General features: G+C 42.9%; 20 protein-coding genes. 1 reads left to right on the top strand and 19 read right to left on the bottom strand.

Going from position 1 to position 20,313, the window contains the following annotated elements; all coding sequences use genetic code 11:
- Positions 1 to 117: 117 nt before the first annotated feature.
- Positions 118 to 1,791, bottom strand: coding sequence for a DAK2 domain-containing protein (locus tag NST73_RS08020; RefSeq protein ID WP_017367228.1), 1,674 nt, complete (start codon positions 1,789 to 1,791; stop codon positions 118 to 120).
- A 15-nt stretch (positions 1,792 to 1,806) separates the two neighbouring features.
- The gene (locus tag NST73_RS08015; RefSeq protein ID WP_008344871.1) at positions 1,807 to 2,169 is read right to left on the bottom strand and encodes an Asp23/Gls24 family envelope stress response protein; all 363 of its coding nucleotides are present in this window, start codon (positions 2,167 to 2,169) and stop codon (positions 1,807 to 1,809) included.
- Positions 2,170 to 2,440: 271 nt separating this feature from the next.
- On the opposite strand from NST73_RS08015, the gene rpmB reads away from it, so the two are divergent.
- Complete coding sequence (gene rpmB / locus NST73_RS08010) at positions 2,441 to 2,629, top strand: 50S ribosomal protein L28 (RefSeq protein WP_003212514.1); 189 nt, start codon at positions 2,441 to 2,443, stop codon at positions 2,627 to 2,629.
- Positions 2,630 to 2,698: 69 nt separating this feature from the next.
- Here the strand turns inward: rpmB and spoVM are convergent, their stop codons facing one another.
- The 17 genes from spoVM to NST73_RS07925 all read right to left on the bottom strand — a co-directional run bounded on the left by spoVM (position 2,699) and on the right by NST73_RS07925 (position 20,269).
- A complete protein-coding gene (gene spoVM, locus NST73_RS08005; RefSeq protein ID WP_008354550.1) occupies positions 2,699 to 2,779 on the bottom strand; it encodes a stage V sporulation protein SpoVM in 81 nt (26 codons plus the stop codon).
- A gap of 71 nt (positions 2,780 to 2,850) precedes the next feature.
- Positions 2,851 to 3,495, bottom strand: a complete 645-nt coding sequence (locus tag NST73_RS08000; RefSeq protein WP_342474041.1) for a thiamine diphosphokinase — start codon at positions 3,493 to 3,495, stop codon at positions 2,851 to 2,853.
- A gap of 59 nt (positions 3,496 to 3,554) precedes the next feature.
- Entirely contained in the window at positions 3,555 to 4,205 is a 651-nt protein-coding gene (gene rpe, locus NST73_RS07995; RefSeq protein WP_017367226.1) for a ribulose-phosphate 3-epimerase, read from the bottom strand.
- A 3-nt stretch (positions 4,206 to 4,208) separates the two neighbouring features.
- On the bottom strand, positions 4,209 to 5,105 hold the full coding sequence (gene rsgA, locus NST73_RS07990; RefSeq protein WP_326241488.1) for a ribosome small subunit-dependent GTPase A: 897 nt from the start codon (positions 5,103 to 5,105) through the stop codon (positions 4,209 to 4,211).
- 12 nt (positions 5,106 to 5,117) lie between these two features.
- Positions 5,118 to 7,073 (bottom strand): Stk1 family PASTA domain-containing Ser/Thr kinase, encoded by a 1,956-nt coding sequence (pknB, locus tag NST73_RS07985; RefSeq protein ID WP_135008918.1) that lies wholly within the window; start codon positions 7,071 to 7,073, stop codon positions 5,118 to 5,120.
- The gene (locus tag NST73_RS07980) at positions 7,067 to 7,837 is read right to left on the bottom strand and encodes a Stp1/IreP family PP2C-type Ser/Thr phosphatase (protein ID WP_034647887.1); all 771 of its coding nucleotides are present in this window, start codon (positions 7,835 to 7,837) and stop codon (positions 7,067 to 7,069) included. Before NST73_RS07980 ends, pknB begins: the two co-directional genes overlap by 7 nt.
- 3 nt (positions 7,838 to 7,840) lie before the next feature.
- Complete coding sequence (gene rlmN, locus NST73_RS07975) at positions 7,841 to 8,929, bottom strand: 23S rRNA (adenine(2503)-C(2))-methyltransferase RlmN (RefSeq protein WP_024720337.1); 1,089 nt, start codon at positions 8,927 to 8,929, stop codon at positions 7,841 to 7,843.
- A gap of 3 nt (positions 8,930 to 8,932) precedes the next feature.
- Positions 8,933 to 10,276, bottom strand: a complete 1,344-nt coding sequence (gene rsmB, locus NST73_RS07970) for a 16S rRNA (cytosine(967)-C(5))-methyltransferase RsmB (RefSeq protein WP_058337363.1) — start codon at positions 10,274 to 10,276, stop codon at positions 8,933 to 8,935.
- On the bottom strand, positions 10,263 to 11,216 hold the full coding sequence (gene fmt, locus NST73_RS07965) for a methionyl-tRNA formyltransferase (protein WP_017359336.1): 954 nt from the start codon (positions 11,214 to 11,216) through the stop codon (positions 10,263 to 10,265). Before fmt ends, rsmB begins: the two co-directional genes overlap by 14 nt.
- 5 nt (positions 11,217 to 11,221) lie before the next feature.
- Positions 11,222 to 11,704: a peptide deformylase gene (gene def / locus NST73_RS07960; protein ID WP_017359337.1), complete on the bottom strand. Its 483-nt coding sequence runs from the start codon at positions 11,702 to 11,704 to the stop codon at positions 11,222 to 11,224.
- A 15-nt stretch (positions 11,705 to 11,719) separates the two neighbouring features.
- Positions 11,720 to 14,128, bottom strand: a complete 2,409-nt coding sequence (gene priA / locus NST73_RS07955; protein WP_024720335.1) for a primosomal protein N' — start codon at positions 14,126 to 14,128, stop codon at positions 11,720 to 11,722.
- Entirely contained in the window at positions 14,125 to 15,342 is a 1,218-nt protein-coding gene (coaBC, locus tag NST73_RS07950) for a bifunctional phosphopantothenoylcysteine decarboxylase/phosphopantothenate--cysteine ligase CoaBC (RefSeq protein ID WP_144678832.1), read from the bottom strand. Before coaBC ends, priA begins: the two co-directional genes overlap by 4 nt.
- 115 nt (positions 15,343 to 15,457) lie before the next feature.
- The gene (rpoZ, locus tag NST73_RS07945) at positions 15,458 to 15,661 is read right to left on the bottom strand and encodes a DNA-directed RNA polymerase subunit omega (RefSeq protein ID WP_008344896.1); all 204 of its coding nucleotides are present in this window, start codon (positions 15,659 to 15,661) and stop codon (positions 15,458 to 15,460) included.
- Between the two features lie 3 nt (positions 15,662 to 15,664).
- Positions 15,665 to 16,279, bottom strand: coding sequence for a guanylate kinase (gene gmk / locus NST73_RS07940; protein ID WP_007499680.1), 615 nt, complete (start codon positions 16,277 to 16,279; stop codon positions 15,665 to 15,667).
- Between the two features lie 9 nt (positions 16,280 to 16,288).
- Positions 16,289 to 16,558 carry an extracellular matrix/biofilm regulator RemA gene (remA, locus tag NST73_RS07935; RefSeq protein ID WP_008344898.1) on the bottom strand — a complete coding sequence of 90 codons (270 nt, stop codon included), beginning with the start codon at positions 16,556 to 16,558 and terminating at the stop codon, positions 16,289 to 16,291.
- A gap of 76 nt (positions 16,559 to 16,634) precedes the next feature.
- Entirely contained in the window at positions 16,635 to 17,510 is an 876-nt protein-coding gene (locus NST73_RS07930) for a YicC/YloC family endoribonuclease (protein ID WP_007499682.1), read from the bottom strand.
- Positions 17,511 to 17,593: 83 nt separating this feature from the next.
- Complete coding sequence (locus NST73_RS07925) at positions 17,594 to 20,269, bottom strand: calcium-translocating P-type ATPase, SERCA-type (RefSeq protein WP_041090558.1); 2,676 nt, start codon at positions 20,267 to 20,269, stop codon at positions 17,594 to 17,596.
- Positions 20,270 to 20,313 lie beyond the last annotated feature (44 nt).

Here is a 20,313-nt window from a genome sequence, read left to right as displayed (position 1 = left end):
GGTTTGTTACTCCCTTTAGACTAATGGATTCATTCGATTCCCGCAACTCATTTCACCGATGAACACATAGTAAAAAAATGCAAAAGAAGAAGAAGGGCTTCATGTGCCCTTCTTTCTTTATTCAACAGCCAAAATATATGAATAAAGCGGCTGTTTTCCATCGTGGACTTCAACTTCTACATCTTCAAATGTTTCTTCAATATATGCTTCTAAAGCTTCCATCTCATCAGATGATGCATCTTCCCCTTTGATGATTGTGACAATCTCATCATCTTCTGTCACCATTTGGGTCAAAAGCTCTTTTGCTGCATCTAATTGATTTTTAGCTGTTAAGGTGATTTTTCCATTGTATAGGCCCATATAATCGCCTTTGGCAATGTCGATCCCATCAATTTGGGTATCTCTCACTGCAAAGGTAATTTGGCCGCTTTTCACATGATCAATCGCTTCTAACATCGCTGCTTCATTGTCTTCATTTGAAGCTGCTTCATTTAGAGAAAGAAGTGCCGACATTCCTTGAGGAACGGTCTTTGTCGGAATAACAACGACCTCACGACTTGAGACAGTTGCCGCCTGTTTAGCTGCCATGACAATATTAGAATTATTAGGTAAGATAAAGACGGTTTCGGCATGAATGCTATCAATTGCTTTGACAATGTCTTCTGTGCTCGGATTCATTGTCTGTCCGCCTTCAATGACGACGGATGCTCCGATACTTTTAAACAAGTCAGCAATCCCTTCTCCCATTGCGACACTCACTACTCCAAAACGCTGTTTTTCAGCAGCTGTTGCTTTTGGTGCAGCAGGCGAGTGATCTTTTTCTTCATTGACGATCGAGCTATGCTGCTCTCTCATGTTTTCAATTTTCATATTAATTAAGCTGCCGTAGCGCTGTGCATATGATAAGACATCCCCTGGCTGCTCTGCATGAATATGAACTTTTGCAAGCGTATCATCAGATACCACAAGAAGTGAATCTCCGAATTCGCTTAATTCTTCTCTGAAGGCATTTTCGTCAAAGGACTGTTTGTCTTCTTCAAATTTCACCATAAATTCTGTACAGTAGCCAAATTCAATATCTTCTGTGTTCATATGGCTTTGTGCACTTTTATGATGCTCTGCACTCACTAATTCTTTTAATGTTGGCAAAGAGGCTGTTTTAGGAGGAAGCTCTTCTCCTCTTAATGAAGCAAGGAATCCTTCATATACACAAAGAAGTCCTTTACCGCCGCTATCTACAACGCCGACTTCTTTTAAAACAGGAAGGAGATCTGGTGTGCGGTCAAGTGATGCTCTTGCTTCCTCAATCGTTAATTCAAGCACACGATCGATTTGGTCTTCTGTTGCTGAAACAGCAACCGCTTTCTTTGCTGCGTCTTTTGCAACCGTTAAGATGGTTCCTTCAATCGGTTTCATGACGGCTTTATATGCTGTATCAACACCGGCCTGCAAGGCAAGCGCAAATTCTTTTGCATCAATTGTTTCTTTTTGTTCTATATTTTTGCTAAAACCTCTGAAGAGCTGAGACAGGATCACACCTGAGTTTCCTCTTGCCCCCATTAACAGCCCTTTTGACAGAGCCACCCCGACCTTACCAATGTGATCGGTATTTGTTTCTTCAACTGCTTTTGCCCCTGAAGTCATTGACAAATTCATATTTGTCCCCGTGTCTCCGTCTGGCACTGGAAAAACATTTAACGCATCAACAATTTGTGCGTTTTGAGAAAGATGGTGAGCACCTGCAAGAATCATTTTTGCAAATGAGCGGCCACCCAGATTTCTAATAGACAATATATTTCCTCCTTACTACGGGTTCGTAACTTTTACTCCTTGTACATAAATGTTGACTGAGTCAACTGAAAGTCCAATCGTGTGATGAATCGTATATTTGACTTTCGTTTGAACATTATGTGCGACTTCTGATATTTTTGTACCGTAGCTGACGATGATGTACATATCAATATGAATGCGATCTTCTTTTTGACGCACAAGAACACCCCGGCTGAAGTTCTCTTTGCGGAGAATATCCGTCAAGCCATCCTTTATTTGATTTTTGGACGCCATGCCAACAATACCATAGCAATCGATCGCAGCGCCTCCTGCCACCATTGCAATGACTTCATTTGATATATCAATTTGTCCGTATTTCGTTCTAAGTTCAATGGACACATTGGTTCCCCCTTTTTGAGAAATTGCCCTGAGTTATCACTATTTTACTATAAGACCCTTCTTTTTAAAAGAAATCATTCAATCCGACCCAATCCTACTTATACTATAGCCTTGATTTTTTATCAAGATGTCAAGGTATTTTTCTTGAAAGAGGAGCAAACAATCCTTGCAAACCCCTTGAAGCTGTGGTAAATTATTAAAGTATCTTGAGGCATCTCTAAGTACGTATATGAAGAATATGATGATGTTTTCGCAGTTAGGAGGGAAACAAATGGCACGTAAATGCGTTATTACAGGCAGAAAAACAAAAGCTGGGAACAACCGTTCTCACGCAATGAACTCTACAAAACGTACATGGGGCGCGAACCTTCAAAAAGTTCGTATTCTAGTGGACGGTAAGCCTAAAAGAGTATATGTATCAGCTCGAGCTTTGAAATCTGGTAAAGTTGAGCGTGTATAAGCAAGAGTAAACGCCTGCTACAGTTAAATGTAGCAGGCGTTTTTATGTGGAAATAAAGGAGATTACTCATTAATCTTTCTTAAATGAACCAAGCATCGCACGGACAATGCCGCCAAGAAATCTAGGCAGTTTGATTGTATAAAATTTCATTTTGTCCCCCTCCTAAAAGTACCGCTTGCAGCACAATTGAGCTTAATCAGCCATCCACATTGATAGGTTGGTCAATCTTTGCTTCTTACCATTATTAATATGCCTTCATGAAAAGAAAAAGTACCATTTGAGTGGATGAGTTCGTTACTAATACATAGTGTGGAACCAGGCTCAATATGACAATTTTTCAGAGGATATTTGAAACCTTTTAATGTCAGCTTTTCAATCGATGTACCGAAAGGCAAAAACGACACATATTTTTTATCCAGGTCTTGTTTGATTTCGTATGTACCAGGTCCAAACATTTGAATGATATTTTGTTTATCTACAAGGGTCATGCTCTGTTTGTGCTGAATGCCTTTGTAAAGGAGATGGATATTCCCAAGAAAATGATCTGCTCTTCCGCCTGTGATGCCGTAAATTTGAATATGTGCTGGATTCTGACGCAAAGACCAGTTCAGCGCAAGTTCTAAATCCGTTTCATCTTTCTCTGCCTGAAATAGATTGAGTGCAGGCAATTTCTTTTTCAGCTCATGAAGCTCTTCTTCTGTCACACTATCAAAATCACCAAATGCTCTGTCAGGTACAATGCCATGCTCTAGTAAGAAAAGGGTTCCCCGATCTACGCCGACCCAGAGAATGTCCTCCTCAGATGCTTCATGATCAAGCGGCGGGATGTACGCAAAAGGACCGCCGGCTACGATATGTATGTGCATGATTACGCTCCTCTCCATTGAAAAAGAACCAAAGATCACAATGACTTTGGTTCCTTTTCTTATGCTTCTCGAATGGCCTGAATGGCCGCCGCGCGGTCATCTTTCCCATATACCGCTGAGCCGGCAACAAGTAGATTAGCGCCTGCTTCTTTGCAGCTCTTTGCTGTCTCTACATTGACACCGCCATCTATTTCAATGAGTAAATCAGTTAAGCCTTTTTGTTCACTAAGTGTCTTTACTTCTTTTACCTTTGAGAGAACAGATGGAATAAACGCCTGTCCGCCAAAACCAGGGTTCACCGTCATGAATAAGACAAGGTCAACATCCTCTAATACATGCGCGATTTGAGAAACGGGTGTGTGCGGGTTTAAAACAACCCCTGCTTTGACACCTTGTTCTTTTATATGCTGAATCGTGCGATGTAAGTGTGGACACGCCTCGACATGAACAGAAATAATATCAGCGCCCGCTTTTGCAAATGCAGGGATATACTGGTCTGGCTGCTCAATCATTAAGTGAACATCGAGCGGCAGCTTTGTATGCGGCCTGATCGCCTCCACTACATTTGGTCCAAATGTCATATTCGGTACAAAATGACCGTCCATCACATCAATATGAATATAATCCGCTCCACCTTGTTCCACATCACGGATATCTTTCTCCAGATTGGCAAAATCGGCTGATAAAATGGATGGGGCAATATAAACCATGACTTAGTACCTCGGCTTTCTATCTTTAATTTCAGTTAAAAACTCTAAATAATGCTGATAGCGATACTCTCTGATGCGATCGTCTTCTACTGCCTCTTTTACCGCACATCCAGGCTCTTTTACATGCAAACAGCCCCTGAATTTACATTCTGCACTCTTCTCTCTGATTTCTAAGAAATAGAGCCCTAAATCTTCCGCTTCGATACCTGTAAATTCAAGCGAGCTGAATCCTGGTGTATCAGCAATGAGCCCTTCAGCCGTTCGAATGAGTTCCACATGTCTTGTTGTATGTTTCCCCCTGCCAAGATGGGAGGAAATATCATTTGTTTTCAGTGCTAAATCAGGACTCATCGCATTTAAGAGAGAAGACTTCCCTACACCTGATTGACCTGCAAATACAGTAATCTTGTGATGGAAATGCGGGGTCAGCTTTTCAATTCCATCCCCTTCGATCGTCGATGTTAAATGAACGTCGTATCCAATTTGGCGATAGTCTTCTGCATAGGCTTGAATCGTTTCTCGCTCTTGCTCTGTTTTCAGCAAGTCCATTTTTGTGATGCAGATAATCGGTTCAATCCGGCTCTCTTCAACAAGCACTAGGAATCTGTCTAAAAGCGATGTACTAAAGGTCGGCTCTGCTGCTGAGAAAACGAGCACCGCTTGATCAACGTTGCTAATAGGCGGCCGAATCAGCTCATTGGTCCGCTCTTTTACTTCCAGCAAATAGCCTTCCTTATCGTTATCTGCTTGATAGACGACATAATCTCCAACAAGAGGGGTTATTTTGTTTTTACGAAAAATCCCTCTTGCTCTACACTGAATTACTTTGCCACTTTCTAGAGACTCATCCAGCACATAATAAAATCCGCTTAATGCTTTAATAATTTTGCCCTCAGGCATAAAGTCCCTCCTTTATTCATCATCAGGGTATTCAATCGTTTTGGAGCTTACTACTTTATCATCCACTGTCACCTGATAGTATCCTTTTTGACCAGGTTCTATCTTAAATTTAATCGTTCGCTCAGTAGGCGCAGTGATTTTAAAGGTTTCATATAAATCAGAAATGCTATGTTCTGCGTCATCAATAGATATTTGAACATTCATTTCTTGTCCTTCTGTTTCTGGTTCATAGGGGATCGCAATCTTTTCAGTCACCGTTTTAGCCGGTTTCTCTTTTGGGCCAAGAGAGAACGTAATTTTAACCGTATCACCAGGTTTAACAGCTGTCCCCGCTCCTGGTTCCTGCTTCATGACCTCACCTTTTGGCACATCGTCAGAATATGCTTCTTTTTCATCTAGCTTTAGTCCATTATCCTCTAGATAATTTGATGCGGCCTGTTTACTATACGTCGTTAAATCCCGTAAGGTAATATCGGCAGGGCCTATACTGACGGTCAATGTGACTTCTTCATCTGCTGCGACAAGTTCTGTATTTGCGGAAGGTTTCTGTTCCATGACAATGCCTGATTCTGTGTCATTATCATTCACTTCCTCTACAACAACCTGTTTAAACCCTTTTTTCTCTAATAGTTCTTTTGCTTTCTCGACCTTTTCACCTGTTACATCAGGTAATTCGGTTTTTTCTTTACCTGTACTTTGATAAAGCTGAATTTCTGTCCCTTCTTTTACCTTTGTTCCGATTTTCGGGTCTGTTTTGACAACCAGCCCTTTTTCAATCTTCTCGTCGGCAATATCAATGGGTTCAGAAGCGACGGTAAATCCGGCTTTCTTCAAGGTATCTTCCGCTTTTTCAACCGTCATGCCAGAAACATCGGTTACCTCTACGTCTTTTGGAAAGAGTAATCCTGGGAAGACCGTGATCGCTAAAATGGTCGCAGCCGTCAAAACAAATAAGAACGACGCTACAATCCACGGCCATTTTTTCCGTTTTTTCTTCGGCTTTTGTTTCTCTTTTTTCTTTGGTTTTTGAACCGGGTGGACGGCTGTTTTTTCATTGTCTTGATCGACTTGATGATCTTTTATAATAGGAATGGCTTTTGTTGCTTCATGATCTTCTTCAATGACAAAGCGCTTTTCTTTTAGTCTTGCAGGGTCAAAAGTCGTTTTTAAGTCTTTTTGCATTTCAGATGCATCTTCGTATCGATAGAATGGATCTTTGGCCATCGCTTTTAAAATGATGTTCTCCACGCTTTGTGGTACAGAAGGATTCCATCTTCTCACAGATGGCGGCTCTGATTGCAAATGCTTCAGTGCCACACTGACAGCGGATTCTCCTTCAAATGGCATGCGTCCTGAAATCAGCTCATAAAGAACAATACCCAGTGAATAAATGTCTGACTTTTTCGTTGCAAGACCGCCGCGCGCTTGCTCTGGGGACAAATAATGCACGGAGCCAAGAACAGAATTCGTATGGGTAATGGTCGCTGAGCTAAGTGCCATGGCAATGCCAAAATCAGTGACTTTGATATTTCCCAAGTTGTCTATTAATATATTGTGAGGCTTAATGTCTCGATGGACGAGCTGTTTCGCATGGGCTTCTTCCATCGCCGCAACGACTTGCTCCATAATGCGAACGGCTTCTTTTGGATGAAGCGGTCCATTGGCGTGTATGTATTCTTTCAGCGTCATCCCTTCGACATATTCCATGACAATATAATAAATGTCATCTTCTTCTCCTACATCGTAGATACTGACAATATTCGGATGATCTAAGCTGGCTGCTGATTGCGCTTCTCTCCGGAACCGTCTAATAAAATCATCATCGCTTGCAAAGTCAAACCGTAAAATTTTAATCGCCACTTCGCGATCTAAAATCATATCCTCCGCCAAATAAACGTTGGCCATTCCGCCTCCGCCTATGGCGCGAAGAATTTGATAACGGCCGCTGATCCTTTTTCCGATCAACACTTGCTGTCACCCTCCTCTGTTTGGGAGGAGATTTCTAACAGTACTGCTGTAATGTTATCTTCACCGCCGTTGTCATTCGCTGTTTGAACTAACTCTGTTACTTTTTCATCTGGTGCGGTTGTTTGCGATAAAATCTGAATCAAATGTTCTTCTTCTACTTTATTCGATAATCCGTCTGAGCAAAGCAAAATTTGATCTCCTGGATCCACTTCAAAAGTTCGTGCATCAATTTGAACGTGTTTATCTGTTCCTAACGCTTTGGTCAGCACATTTTTTCTTGGATGATATTCTGCATCCGCTTTTGAAATCTCTCCTGTTTTCACTAACTCATTCACTAGTGAGTGATCATCTGTTAATTGGGTCAGCGCGCCTTCTCTTAGCAAATAGCAGCGGCTGTCACCAATATGGGCAATTGTGACCGTTTGCAAATGCACGAGCGCACAAACGATGGTCGTCCCCATTCCTTGGCATTCCTCATTGTTTTTCGCATGTTCGTATACTTGGTCATTAATGTCGCTAATTTTTGAGATTAACCAATTTTCTTGATCGGCTGGTTTATTTGGAATTGAAGATGTTTCTTGCCAGTATTCTTTTAAAGAAGAAACTGCCATCTTGCTGGCTACATCACCAGCAAGATGACCTCCCATTCCATCTGCTACAACAGCTAGAAGTGTGTCTTCTTTTGCTTCAAAAATACCTGCATCATCTTCATTATGCTGACGGACTTTTCCTGTATCGGTTTGAAAGGCTGCCCTTATCAACATTCGTCACCTCGTCTCTTCCTGACGCTCCTTCGCTCTTAGCTGACCGCAAGCAGCATCAATATCATGGCCTTGCTCTCGTCTAATCGTTACGTTTACGCCTCGTTCTTTCAGCGTTTTTTCAAATAGGAAGATTTGTTCTCTTGGTGTTCTCACGTAATCTCTTTCTGGTACATAGTTCACCGGGATGAGGTTTACATGGCATTTGATTCCTTTTAATAAATCAGCAAGTTCTTCTGCGTGATGGACTTGATCATTGACTCCGCCAAACAGACCGTATTCAAAGCTCACGCGTCTGCCTGTTTTTTGAATGTAATATTCAATAGCTTCCATTAATTTTGGCAGCTTGTATGCCTTATTGATTGGCATGAGGCGGCTTCGAATTTCAGTATTTGGTGCGTGCAGGGAGACAGCAAAGTTGATTTGCATTTGCTCATCCGCAAATTGATAAATCTTTGGAATGATCCCGCTCGTCGAAACCGTAATATGACGTGCTCCAATATTTAAGCCGTTATCATGGTTAATGATTTTAAGGAATGCAAGCATTTCATCAAAGTTATCAAACGGTTCGCCAATTCCCATAATGACAACTGAGCTGACACGTTCATCTGTTTCATCAAGCGCCTGTTGTACTTTCAAGACTTGGGCCACAATTTCTCCCGCCTCAAGGTTACGTTTCAATCCACCAAGTGTAGATGCACAGAATGTACAGCCAATCCGGCAGCCAACCTGTGTTGTGACGCAGACAGAGTTGCCGTATTCGTGGCGCATTAGCACGGTTTCAATGGTATAGCCATCGTGTAATTCAAATAAGAACTTGATCGTTCCATCTTGAGATGTTTGTTTGATCACTGTTTTTAAAGTCGTGATGGCGAATTGATCTTTTAATTTTTCTCTTAATTCCTTTGAAAGGTTAGACATTTCATCAAAGGATGTGACGCGTTTTTCATAAAGCCACTCAAAAATTTGTGTTGCACGGAAAGGCTTTTCGCCTTGTTCCTTTAACCAGTCTTTGATTTCATTTAGCTCAAACGAGTAGATCGACGGCATGTCTGTTTTCAGTTCTTTTCTTACTTTTTGTTTTTGTTCTGTCATTTTTTATCCCTTCTTTCTCATGCTGCAAATAAAGAAACCATCTGTTCCGAAATAATGAGGAAGTATTTGTACACTTCCGTTTTGAACAAACGGAGCAACCTGCTCAGGCAGCCGTTCATTAAGAGATAGATCGGGTTCGAAGTCTTGGTGTTCTTGTAAAAACGCATGAATCACTTGTTGATTTTCTGTTGGATCCATTGTACATGTACTGTATACAAGGGTTCCGCCTGGCTTTAGCAGCTGGGCTGTTTCATGCAAGATCGATTGCTGAATTGTCGCAAGTCTTGCTGAGTCTTCCGAGGACTTTGTATATTTCATATCTGGTTTTCGTCTGATGACGCCAAAACCTGAACATGGTGCATCAATGAGAATACGGTCAAACGAAGCATCATCATAATGGTCGGATGCTTTTCTTGCATCAAGCGCTTTTGCCTCAATATGCGTTAAGTTTAGACGCTTTGCCGCCTGTTTGATCAGTTTTACTTTGTGCTCATGTAAATCAAGAGACACAATGTTCCCCTCATCGTTCATTCGCTCTGCAATATGTGTTGATTTACCACCAGGGGCGGCACAGGCATCAAGCACCATTTCTCCCGGCTGAGGGTCCAGCGCTCTTGCGACAAGCATGGAGCTTTCATCTTGGATCGTGACAAAGCCCTCTTGAAAGAAAGGAGTGGATACGATAGATCCTTTCATGAGTTTGAGTGCATCCTCAGAGAGATCGCCGAGTTCTGTCTCAATTCCTGCATCCATGAGTTCTTGCTGCAGTGCAGTGCGGTTTTTTTTCATTTGATTGACACGCAATGTCTGCTTTGGCGGGACTAAATGAATACGGCACATGCTTTCTGCTGCTTCAAAACCGTACGCCTCCACCCATTCTTGTACGAGCCACAATGGATGGCTTGTCTCAACCGATAGCCGCTTGACCGGATCTTTGATCGCATCAAATGATGGCACGCCTTCTCTCTGCACAGAACGAAGAACGCCGTTGACTAGTGAAGAAATACCTTTATGTCCGCGCTTTTTCGTGAGTTCCACTGCTTCATGGATGGCTGCACGATCTGGAATTTTTTCAAGATAAACCATCTGATAAAGAGACATCCGTAAAAGCTGCATCACCCAAGGAGCCACTTTTTGCGGTTTTTTCACAAAGGGTGTGAGCATATAATCAAGTGCCAGCTTGTTTTGCAGTGTACCGTATACAAGTTCTGTTAATAGCGGTTTGTCTTGATCGGAGAGTTCTTTCTCTTTCATCACTGACTGCAAAAGCAAGTTACTGTAGGCTTGATTTTGTTCGAGTTTGATTAAAGCGTCTAGCGCTACTTCTCTCACATTACTTTTCTTCATTGATTAGCCCTAATTTCTGTCCAATTTCGATATTTGCGCCTCTTAAGAAGTCTTCACCGCTCATTTTTTTCTTTCCAGCGGGCTGTACACTCGTTAATAAAAGGCCTTGCTGATTTCCTGTTCCAACGACTGGTCCTTCTTTTTGAAGCTCAATCACTTTCCCAGGTTCTTCTGGTGCTTGAAGCGGAACTTTTTTCGCTTCCCATACTTTTAAGTTAGCACCGTTCCATTCAGTATAGGCAACTGGCCATGGATTTAAGCCGCGAACTTGGTTGTAAAGCTCTTCCCCTGGCTTGGTCCAGTCTAACCTTTCCTGCTCTCGCTTAATATTTGGTGCATACGTTGCTGCCTCTTCATTTTGCGGAATTGGCGAGATAGACCTGCTTAACACATTTGGAACTGTGTCTTTTAATAAGGCCGCACCAGCCACACTTAATTTATCGTGCAGTGTTCCGACGTTGTCTAATTCATCAATTTCTACTTCTACTTTGCTAATCATGTCACCTGCATCAAGCTTTTCTACCATATACATGATCGTCACGCCTGTTTTCTTTTTGCCTTGCAGGATCGCATAATGGATCGGTGCACCGCCTCTTAGTTCTGGGAGCAGTGAGGCATGAACGTTGATACAGCCAAATTCAGGTTCATCAAGTAATCTTTTTGGCAAAATTTGTCCGAATGCTGCTGTTACGATCAAATCTGGCTTTAACGCAAGCACTTTATCAATTTCTTCATCAAGACGTACCTTTTCAGGCTGTAAAACTGGAATGCCGTGTTTTAAGGCTTCTACTTTTACAGGAGGCGGCGTGAGCACTCGTTTTCTGCCTTTCGGGCGATCTGGCTGTGTGACGACCCCGACAACTTCGTATCCTTCTGTTATAAGTGTTTGCAGCACAGGTACTGAGAAATCAGGGGTTCCCATAAATACGATACGTGCCATTTTCTTCACCCTTCCATTTCCGCAAGTTCTTTTTCTGTATACGTTTGAATGATCTTCGACGTGAATAATACGCCGTCTAAGTGATCAATTTCATGCAATAAAGCTCTTGCTAAAAATCCTTCTGCTTCTATTGTAAATGGTTTGCCTTTCTTATCAAAGGCTTTCACCTTCACATAATTTGGTCTTTCAACCGTTCCGTACAAAGATGGAAAGCTCAGGCAGCCTTCAATGTCTGTCTGGCTCCCTTCCACTTCAAGAATCTCAGGATTTACTAAGTCAATCCTCCCAGAATCTTCTCCGATATCGACCACGGCGATTCTTTTTGAGATGCCGATTTGTGGTGCGGCTAGGCCGACTCCATCTAGTTCAAGCATTGTATCATACATATCATCCAGCAGTTTTTTCAGTTTTTTATCGAATGTATCAACAAGCTCTGTTTGTTGTTCAAGCACGTCTGCAGGATGTAAGACTATCGGTTTGATTGCCACGAAAAGACCTCCGTTTTACATCATCATATATGGATTCATATCGATTGATATCATCAACTGTTTTTGTTCCATTTCTTTTTGATAATGATCTTGTATTTTTCGTAATAAACTTGCCAGTTCATTTTCCCTTTTGTATTTTATCACGCATTGATATCGATATCTATCTTTGATCTTAGCGATCGGAGAAGCAGCAGGACCGAGAATTCTTGTATTCGGTGCACAATTCATTTTCAGGAACTGAACAATTTTGTCTGTGACATGCGCTGCCTTTGTCACTTCTTCATGTGATACAGTCACCATCGCCAAAAAATAAAATGGCGGATAGGACTGATGACGACGGTGCAACATCTCCTGCTCATAAAAGGCTTCATAATCATGCTGTTTGGTTAATTCAATACTATAATGCGAAGGTGTATATGATTGAATAATGACTGACCCCGCTTTTTCATGACGTCCCGCACGTCCGCTTACTTGTGTAAGAAGCTGAAACGTTTTTTCACTTGAACGAAAATCAGGGATGTGAAGAGACGTATCCGCACTAAGGACACCGACAAGTGTAACATCTGGGAAGTCTAATCCTTTTGCAATCATTTGCGTCCCAAGCAGAATGTCTGCTTCTTTATTACCAAAGGACGTGAGAAGCTTTTCGTGTGCGCCTTTCCGAGAGGTTGTATCTACATCCATTCGGATGACCCTTGCTTCTGGCAATACCTTCGTCAGCTCTTCTTCCACACGCTGCGTGCCTGTACCAAAATAGCGAATATGCTCACTATGGCATTCTGGACATTCTGCAGGTACAGGAGCTTCGTGACCGCAGTAATGGCACTTCAGCCGTTTTTGAAAGCGGTGATAAGTGAGAGAGATCTCACAATGAGGACATTGTTCCACATATCCGCAATCCCGGCACATCACAAAGGATGAATAACCTCTTTTATTGAGAAATAAAACCGCCTGCTCTTTCCTTTCAAGTACTTCTTTTAACCTGAGCATTAATTCTTCTGAGAACATGGAGCGGTTGCCGTTTCTTAATTCTTCTCTCATATCAATTAACGAAACGTGCGGCAGCTGCTGCTGATTGACGCGCCGTTTGAGCGTCAGCAGTGTATACACACCCTTTTTCGCACGCGCATATGACTCAAGTGAAGGCGTTGCACTGCCTAATACAACCGGACATTGGTGCCGCCCTGCTCGTTCAATGGCCACATCTTTCGCATGATACCGAGGCATTTCTTCTTGTTTATATGACGATTCGTGTTCTTCATCTATAATGATCATTCCTAGATTTTCAAACGGGGCAAAAACAGCCGATCTTGCGCCAACGACAAGCTTGACTTCCTTGCGGTGGATTTTCCGCCATTCATCGTATTTTTCCCCAGTCGATAAGCCGCTATGAAGGACAGCCACATTGGACCCGAAGCGCTCTTTAAAACGCTGGACCATTTGAGGCGTTAATGAAATTTCAGGAACTAGGACGATCGCTTCTTTTCCCTTTTGGAGGACATGATCAATCGTCTGTAAATAAATTTCGGTTTTACCGCTTCCTGTGACCCCGTGCAGTAAAAACGTTTCATGTTTTTCATCGCTCACTGCTTGATGAATGGGTTTTGCCGCTTCTGCTTGCTCTGTTGTGAGATCAAGAGGAGTAGATGGTGTAAACTTTCTGTCTCGATAAGGATCTCGATAAATCTCTTCATAGCTTTCTGTTAACAGACCTTCTTGAATCAAGGCTTTTATCGTTTGAGAACTAGCACCTGTTTGCTGCTGCAAATCTTTTGCTAAAAACGTCGTTTCATTCGCTTGAAATAAAAAGGTAAGCAGCGCCTTCTGTTTCACCGCATTTTTCTTTAACTGTTCCTGCTTTTCTTCAAGTTTTTCTTTCGTAACTGCTATCTGAAGTGTCCGCACCTTTTTCTTTCCGGATTTTTGTGAGACGTGATATCTGACTTCTAGATGACCTTTTTGGACATGCTTTTGAATAGGCTTCAGCTGTTCAGGCGGAATGTCAGCGTAAAGGATGCTCTCTTGCTGACCGAAAAGCTCTTTCAATGACTGCGGAAGTTCCTCAGCTGATAACACCTGAATTTCTTTTTCATATTTGGCTTTCATCGCTGCTGGAAGCATCGATTGAAGCGCCGTAATATGATAGGACAATGTTTTTTCCGTCAGCCAGTGGGAAAGCTCCAATAGCTCATCTGTCAGAACAGGAGATAAATCAAATAAATCGACAATGTCCTTGATGTTTCCTGACTGTACGTCTGTTTCTTCTTTGATTTTTGTCACAAACCCTTGAATCTTCCTTGGGCCAAAAGGAACCACTACCCTCATACCAGCCTTGACAAGACCTTTAAAGCGGTCTGGCACACGATAGTCAAATGGCCTGTCAATGGCTTTCGTTGTGACATCGACGATCACTTCAGCAATCATGCTCGATCACGCTCTTTTGGCAGCAGCTGCTTTGCCTCCTGTAAGATTTCAAAGGCAAGGTCTTTTTTGCTCATCATTGGCAGCTCTTTTTTTGTTCCGTCTGCTTTGATCAATGCTGCGACATTCGTATCTGTGCCAAAGCCCGCGCCCTCTGCTGCAACATTGTTCGCGACAATCATATCTAAATGCTTGGATTCGATTTTCTTTTTCGCATAGTATTCTACATCCTGCGTCTCAGCTGCAAAGCCGACTAGCACCTGATGTTCTTTTCTCTTCCCAAGCTCTTTTAAAATATCTTTCGTCCGCTTAAATTCAACCGCTAGTTCACCGTCTTGTTTTTTCATTTTATGAGAATACGTCGTGACAGGCGTATAATCGGCAACGGCTGCTGATTTAATCACTATATCTGCTGTCTCGTACACCTCTAACGCTGCTTGATACATCTCCTCAGCCGATTCCACTTGCACCACATTCACATGCTCAGGCGCAGTTAACGAAACAGGTCCTGAAATGAGCGTGACATCAGCCCCCATTTGCTCGGCAGCTTCTGCAATGGCATAGCCCATTTTCCCAGAAGATCGATTTGAAAGAAAACGAACAGGGTCGATCACTTCTCGTGTAGGACCAGCTGTGACCACAACTTTTTTGCCTGAAAGCGGCAAGCTGGTTGGCTCATCAAAAAACGCACGGATGTGTTCAACAATTTTTTCAGGCTCCTCTAAGCGTCCTTTTCCAATGTAGCCGCATGCTAAATAGCCTTCACTTGGCTCTATAAACCGGTAGCCGTCTTCATATAAAGTGCGGATGTTCCGTTTGACAGCTGGATGGTCATACATGTGCACATTCATAGCCGGTGCAACCCATACAGGAGCTGTTGAAGCAAGCAAGGTCGTTGTGAGCATATCATCAGCAAGTCCTGCGGCCATTTTACCAATGGTATGTGCTGTTGCAGGGGCAACAAGAATGAGATCGGCCCAGTCAGCTACATCAATATGCGCTATGACTTTTGGATTATTTTCTTTAAATGTATCCACATACACCTCATGCCGAGATAGGGCTTGAAAGGTGAGCGGAGACACAAACTCACGGGCAGATTCTGTCATAATCACTCTTACGTTTGCGCCTGCCTGTACAAGTTTACTAGTGAGTGCAGCTGCTTTATATACGGCGATTCCTCCGCTGACGCCGAGTAAAATATTTTTTGACTGTAACATTTGTTTGTCCCCCTTAACGGCCTTTTTCACAAATTCGTCTACAATTCAAAAAAGTCAAAACCAATCATAGTTTTGACTTTTTTGAACGTATCGTATCTGCATAGCAGAAGCGATGTTATTCTTGCTCTTCTTTTTCAAATGTCAAAAGACCAGCATCGATTTCTTCAAGAGCTTTCCCTACAAATTTATAGGATTTTGTGTTTTCGATTTGTTGATCTTGATGGATTTGCATTTCACGTGCACGGCGTGCAGACACTGTGACAAGTGTATATTTTGAGTCAAGTTTGTTCATCAATGAGTCAATTGAAGGATCTAACATGGTTTATTCTACCCCCAGCATTTTTTTATATCTTGGTGCGACTCTGTCTCTTCGCAGGTGCTCTGCAAGGACGATCGCTTTAATTCTTTCACATGCAAGCTCGACATCGTCGTTTTCAACGACATAGTCATAAGCATCCATCATTTCAATTTCTTCTTTTGCAGCAGCCATTCGGTTACGGATGAGATCCTCAGATTCTGTCCCGCGTGTAATAATGCGGTTTTGAAGTTCTGAAAGACTTGGCGGTGCAAGGAAAATAAAGAGACCTTCCGGGAATGCTTCTCTTACTTGAAGTGCACCTTGCACTTCGATTTCAAGGAAAACATCTTTTCCTTCGCTCAATGTTTGTTCTACATAGTCAACAGGCGTGCCGTAGTAATTCCCGACATATTCTGCCCATTCTAACAGCTTTTTGTTTTCAATCATATGTTCAAATTCTTCCCTGGTTTTAAAGAAATAATCAACACCATTTCTTTCACCTTCACGCGGTTTGCGGGTTGTCACAGAAATAGAGTATTCAAATTTTGTATCTTCCTGGGAGAAAATGGCTTGTCTGACCGTTCCTTTTCCAACTCCCGAAGGTCCAGAGAGAACGATTAAAAGTCCTCTTTCTTTCATAACGGCGTATTACCCCTGCCCTTCATCTATGATTTCTTCTTTTACAGAAAGTCTTTGCGCGACAGTCTCAGGCTGAACGGCAGATAAGATGACATGGTCACTGTCCATAATGACAACAGCACGGGTTCTTCTTCCGTATGTCGCATCAATGAGCATGCCTCGATCTCTTGCGTCTTGTATCATTCGTTTAATCGGTGCTGATTCCGGACTGACGATCGAAATCATCCGATTCGCTGAAATGATGTTTCCAAATCCGATATTGATCAACTTTATGGTCATCTTCTTTCGTCCCCCTGTAATATAAACGTCTCTAGTCTCGCCGAAAGAGACGCACTGTAAACAGCATACACAATGACTATTCTATATTTTGCACTTGTTCTTTTATTTTTTCAATAGCGCTTTTCATTTCAACCACCAGCTTTGTTAAATGGTGATGGTTTGCTTTTGATCCAATCGTGTTCACTTCACGGTTGAGCTCCTGTACAAGAAAGTCAAGCTTTCGTCCGGCAGCGCCGCCTTGCGTCAAAATTTGCTGGAACTGCTGAAAATGACTTTTCAGCCTGGTAATCTCTTCTGTAATGTCACAGCGATCAGCAAAGATGGCCGCCTCTGTGGTCAGTCTGCTCTCTTCAAGCGCCTCTCCGATCCATTCTTGCAATCTTTGATTCAATCGTTCTTTGTACTGACTCACAACCTCTGGTGCAAACACTTTGATTTCTTCTGTAAATGCCTCGAGTTCAGACAACCTGAGTTCACAGTCTTTTTGAAGTGATGTTCCCTCCTGCTCTCTCATAAAGCAAAGCTCCTTGACAGCTTCTTCACAAGTGTCAATCAGCAAATGCTCCAGCTGCTCATTCCGGCTGACTGACTCTTCCACCTGAACAGCCTGTTCCAGCTTCAGTAAGTCATGTGCATGCTGAATACCTGAAATATGATAGCGGTCCTCAAGGTCTTTTGCGGCTTTCATATATTCATCAAGCAGCGGCCAGTCAATCTGTAAAGACCGGCTTGCAAGTTTACCGCCTTCAATCGTAACAAACAGCTCAATTCGACCGCGCTGCACGTGACGAAGAATGATTTTTTTTAATGTATCTTCGAAATATAAAAGCGGCCTCGGCAAACGGGCATGAACCTCTTTAAAACGGTGATTGACCGATTTTAGCTCAACTGACACTGTCAGTTCTCCATCCGTTTTACTCGCTTGGCCGAATCCCGTCATACTGCGTATCATGTGAAAACACCCAATTCTTTCATATTAATAAAATGAAAAAGGTAATAGCAGACACTATTACCTCAAAATTATACCATAACCAATTATTTTTTTCTTGTCAAAAGTGATCCTGCCAGTAAAAAAGTTGGCAATGCAGACATACCGATGATCAGAAGCCAATCGACTGGGGCGACCGCCACCGTTTTGAAAATTGGCTGAAGCGGTGGATAATAAATGACCACAAGCATCAGCAGCAGGGAAGACACAACAGCGCCGATCAAGTACATATTCCCGAATGGATTGCGTTCAAAAATAGACCGTTCACTGCGGCAGTCAAACACATGAATGAGCTGCGCCAAAACGAGTGTGCTGAATGCAACCGTCTGCGCATATTGAAGATTGTTCGGATCACGGTGATACACAAACATAAAGGCTAACAAAGTGGCAATCCCGATCAGAAACCCTCTTGATATGACCTTCCAGCCAAGCCCTCTTGCAAAAATCCCCTCTTTCATGTTCCGCGGCTTTCTCTTCATGACATCGCCTTCTGGTTTATCCATTCCAAGTGCCATAGCCGGCAAGCCGTCTGTGACAAGGTTTACCCACAAAATTTGAATTGGAACGAGAGGCAATGGAAGCGCAAGAAGCATCGCAAACAGCATGACCAAAATCTCTCCCACATTCGATGCCAGCAAATAGCGGACAAATTTGCGAATGTTTTCATAAATATTCCGGCCCTCTTTAATAGCGGATTTAATGGTCGCAAAGTTGTCATCAAGCAAAATAAGAGAAGAAGCTTCTTTGGCAACATCTGTTCCGGTAATCCCCATGGATATGCCGATATCCGCCTGTTTAATCGCTGGCGCATCATTCACCCCATCACCTGTCATCGCGACAATATGGCCGTTTTTTTGATAGGCCTTCACAATTCTCAGTTTATGCTCAGGTGATACACGGGCAAAGACGTACACATCTTCTGCTGTTTGCTCCAGCTCTTTGTCGCTTAGCTGATCCAGAGCTTTTCCATCAAGCACCTTTCCTTGCTTCGGTAAGAGACTTAAATCTTTAGCGATCGCTTTAGCCGTTTCTACGTGATCGCCTGTAATCATCACTGTTTTAATGCCAGCATCCCGGCATTCTTTAATCGCTCGTCTCACTTCAGGACGAGGTGGATCAATCATGCCCTCTAGACCGATAAATGTGAGGCCAGTTTCTGCCTGCTGAACAGAGGTGATTTTTTCTGTCAGGCTTACTTTTTTATATGCAATCGCAATGGTTCTAAGCGCTTGTCTTGCTAAACCTTGAATGGCAGCTTCTGTTTCTTGCCGGTGGGCCTTTGAAAATGAGGCGGTGCGTCCGCCGTGCATCATATGACTTGAACGGTTCATCAGCACATCTGGCGCCCCTTTGGCAATGACATACCGCTCCTTCTGATTCGTTTCCACGACGACTGACATCATCTTTCTTTCAGAGTCAAAAGGGAATTCCTCCACCACACGAAATCCCGCTTCGATGAATTGCTCTGTAAAACCCGCTTTACGCGCAGCGGTTAGAAGTGCTCCTTCTGTCGGATCGCCATCAAGTCTCATCTCTCCGTCTTTTTCAACGATGGTCGATGTATTACAAAGTGCTCCGTATAATAGCACCTTTTGCAGGCTTGGATGTTTGTCTACATGGACAAGTTCTCCGTTTAAGGTAAAATCACCTGACGGCTCGTACCCAGTGCCAGAAATATTCCACGTTTTCCCCTCTGCCCATACATGTGTCACTGTCATTTTATTTTGTGTCATTGTGCCTGTTTTATCTGAGCAAATAATCGAGGCGCAGCCGAGTGTTTCCACAGCCGGCAGCTTTCTGACAATGGATTTTTGTTTAATCATTCGCTGCACACCTAGGGAAAGTGCGACAGTGACGATCGCCGGCAGTCCTTCTGGAATCGCAGCAACAGCGAGAGATACACCCGCTAAGAACATATGATACAAATCATGACCTTGCACCACACCAAGAACAACCACAAGAACAGTTAAAAATAATGCAGCAACAATTAAAATTTTCCCCAGCTGCTCAAGGCGTCTTTGCAGCGGTGTTTCCATATTACCTGCTGAATCCAGCATACCAGCAATTTGTCCCATCGCCGTATTCATCCCTGTACCAATGACAACCCCTACACCGCTTCCTCTTGTGACAAGCGTCCCCATAAAGGCCATATTCGTCAAATCTCCAAGCGAGACATGATCTCGCGAGAGCGGACTCGCATGTTTGACCGCTGGGATGGACTCTCCAGTGAGGGCAGATTCTTCGATTTCCAAACTCTTTGTTTCTAGTAATCTGATATCTGCCCCAATTCGGTCCCCGCTTGAAAACTTCACAATATCTCCCGGCACGAGGTGCTTGGACGGGATCTTGACCCATTCATTGTTTCTCCTTGCATAGACATGCGGCGTTGATAATTCCTTTAGTGCTTGGAGAGACTTTTCTGCACGGCGTTCCTGATAAAAGCCAAGCACACCATTTATCAGCACAATCGCCACAATCGCCACAGCATCAATGTATTCACCTAAAAAAGCAGAAATAATCGTTGCCGCAAGCAGGATTAACACCATAAAGTCTTTAAATTGCGCTAAAAAAATAACGAACGCCGACACCTTTTTCCCTTCCTGTAATTCATTTGGCCCATGCTTTTCAAGCCGCTTTTGCACATCTTTTTCTGACAGTCCGTCACCTATCGATGTATTCATTGTTTTTAATAAATCGGTTTGGTTCAGTTCATGCCAATTCATTTGACCTCGTCCACTCCTCTTTTGTTCTCTCTCTTATGCAGTGT

This window comes from Bacillus sp. FSL W7-1034, assembly GCF_038593365.1.
Lineage (GTDB): Bacteria > Bacillota > Bacilli > Bacillales > Bacillaceae > Bacillus > Bacillus altitudinis.
Note: the sequence above shows the minus strand (reverse complement) of the source record. Positions and strands in the feature narration are given on the sequence as shown.

Coding starts and splice junctions, on each gene's coding strand:
- rpmB (WP_003212514.1), top strand. CDS start 2,441: ATGGCACGTAAATGCGTTATTACAGGCAGAAAAACAAAAGCTGGGAAC.
- spoVM (WP_008354550.1), bottom strand. CDS start 2,779: ATGAAATTTTATACAATCAAACTGCCTAGATTTCTTGGCGGCATTGTC.
- NST73_RS08000 (WP_342474041.1), bottom strand. CDS start 3,495: ATGCACATACATATCGTAGCCGGCGGTCCTTTTGCGTACATCCCGCCG.
- rpe (WP_017367226.1), bottom strand. CDS start 4,205: ATGGTTTATATTGCCCCATCCATTTTATCAGCCGATTTTGCCAATCTG.
- rsgA (WP_326241488.1), bottom strand. CDS start 5,105: ATGCCTGAGGGCAAAATTATTAAAGCATTAAGCGGATTTTATTATGTG.
- NST73_RS07980 (WP_034647887.1), bottom strand. CDS start 7,837: ATGTTGATAAGGGCAGCCTTTCAAACCGATACAGGAAAAGTCCGTCAG.
- rlmN (WP_024720337.1), bottom strand. CDS start 8,929: ATGACAGAACAAAAACAAAAAGTAAGAAAAGAACTGAAAACAGACATG.
- rsmB (WP_058337363.1), bottom strand. CDS start 10,276: ATGAAGAAAAGTAATGTGAGAGAAGTAGCGCTAGACGCTTTAATCAAA.
- fmt (WP_017359336.1), bottom strand. CDS start 11,216: ATGGCACGTATCGTATTTATGGGAACCCCTGATTTCTCAGTACCTGTG.
- priA (WP_024720335.1), bottom strand. CDS start 14,128: ATGATTGCTGAAGTGATCGTCGATGTCACAACGAAAGCCATTGACAGG.
- coaBC (WP_144678832.1), bottom strand. CDS start 15,342: ATGTTACAGTCAAAAAATATTTTACTCGGCGTCAGCGGAGGAATCGCC.
- rpoZ (WP_008344896.1), bottom strand. CDS start 15,661: ATGTTAGATCCTTCAATTGACTCATTGATGAACAAACTTGACTCAAAA.
- gmk (WP_007499680.1), bottom strand. CDS start 16,279: ATGAAAGAAAGAGGACTTTTAATCGTTCTCTCTGGACCTTCGGGAGTT.
- remA (WP_008344898.1), bottom strand. CDS start 16,558: ATGACCATAAAGTTGATCAATATCGGATTTGGAAACATCATTTCAGCG.
- NST73_RS07930 (WP_007499682.1), bottom strand. CDS start 17,510: ATGATACGCAGTATGACGGGATTCGGCCAAGCGAGTAAAACGGATGGA.
- NST73_RS07925 (WP_041090558.1), bottom strand. CDS start 20,269: ATGAATTGGCATGAACTGAACCAAACCGATTTATTAAAAACAATGAAT.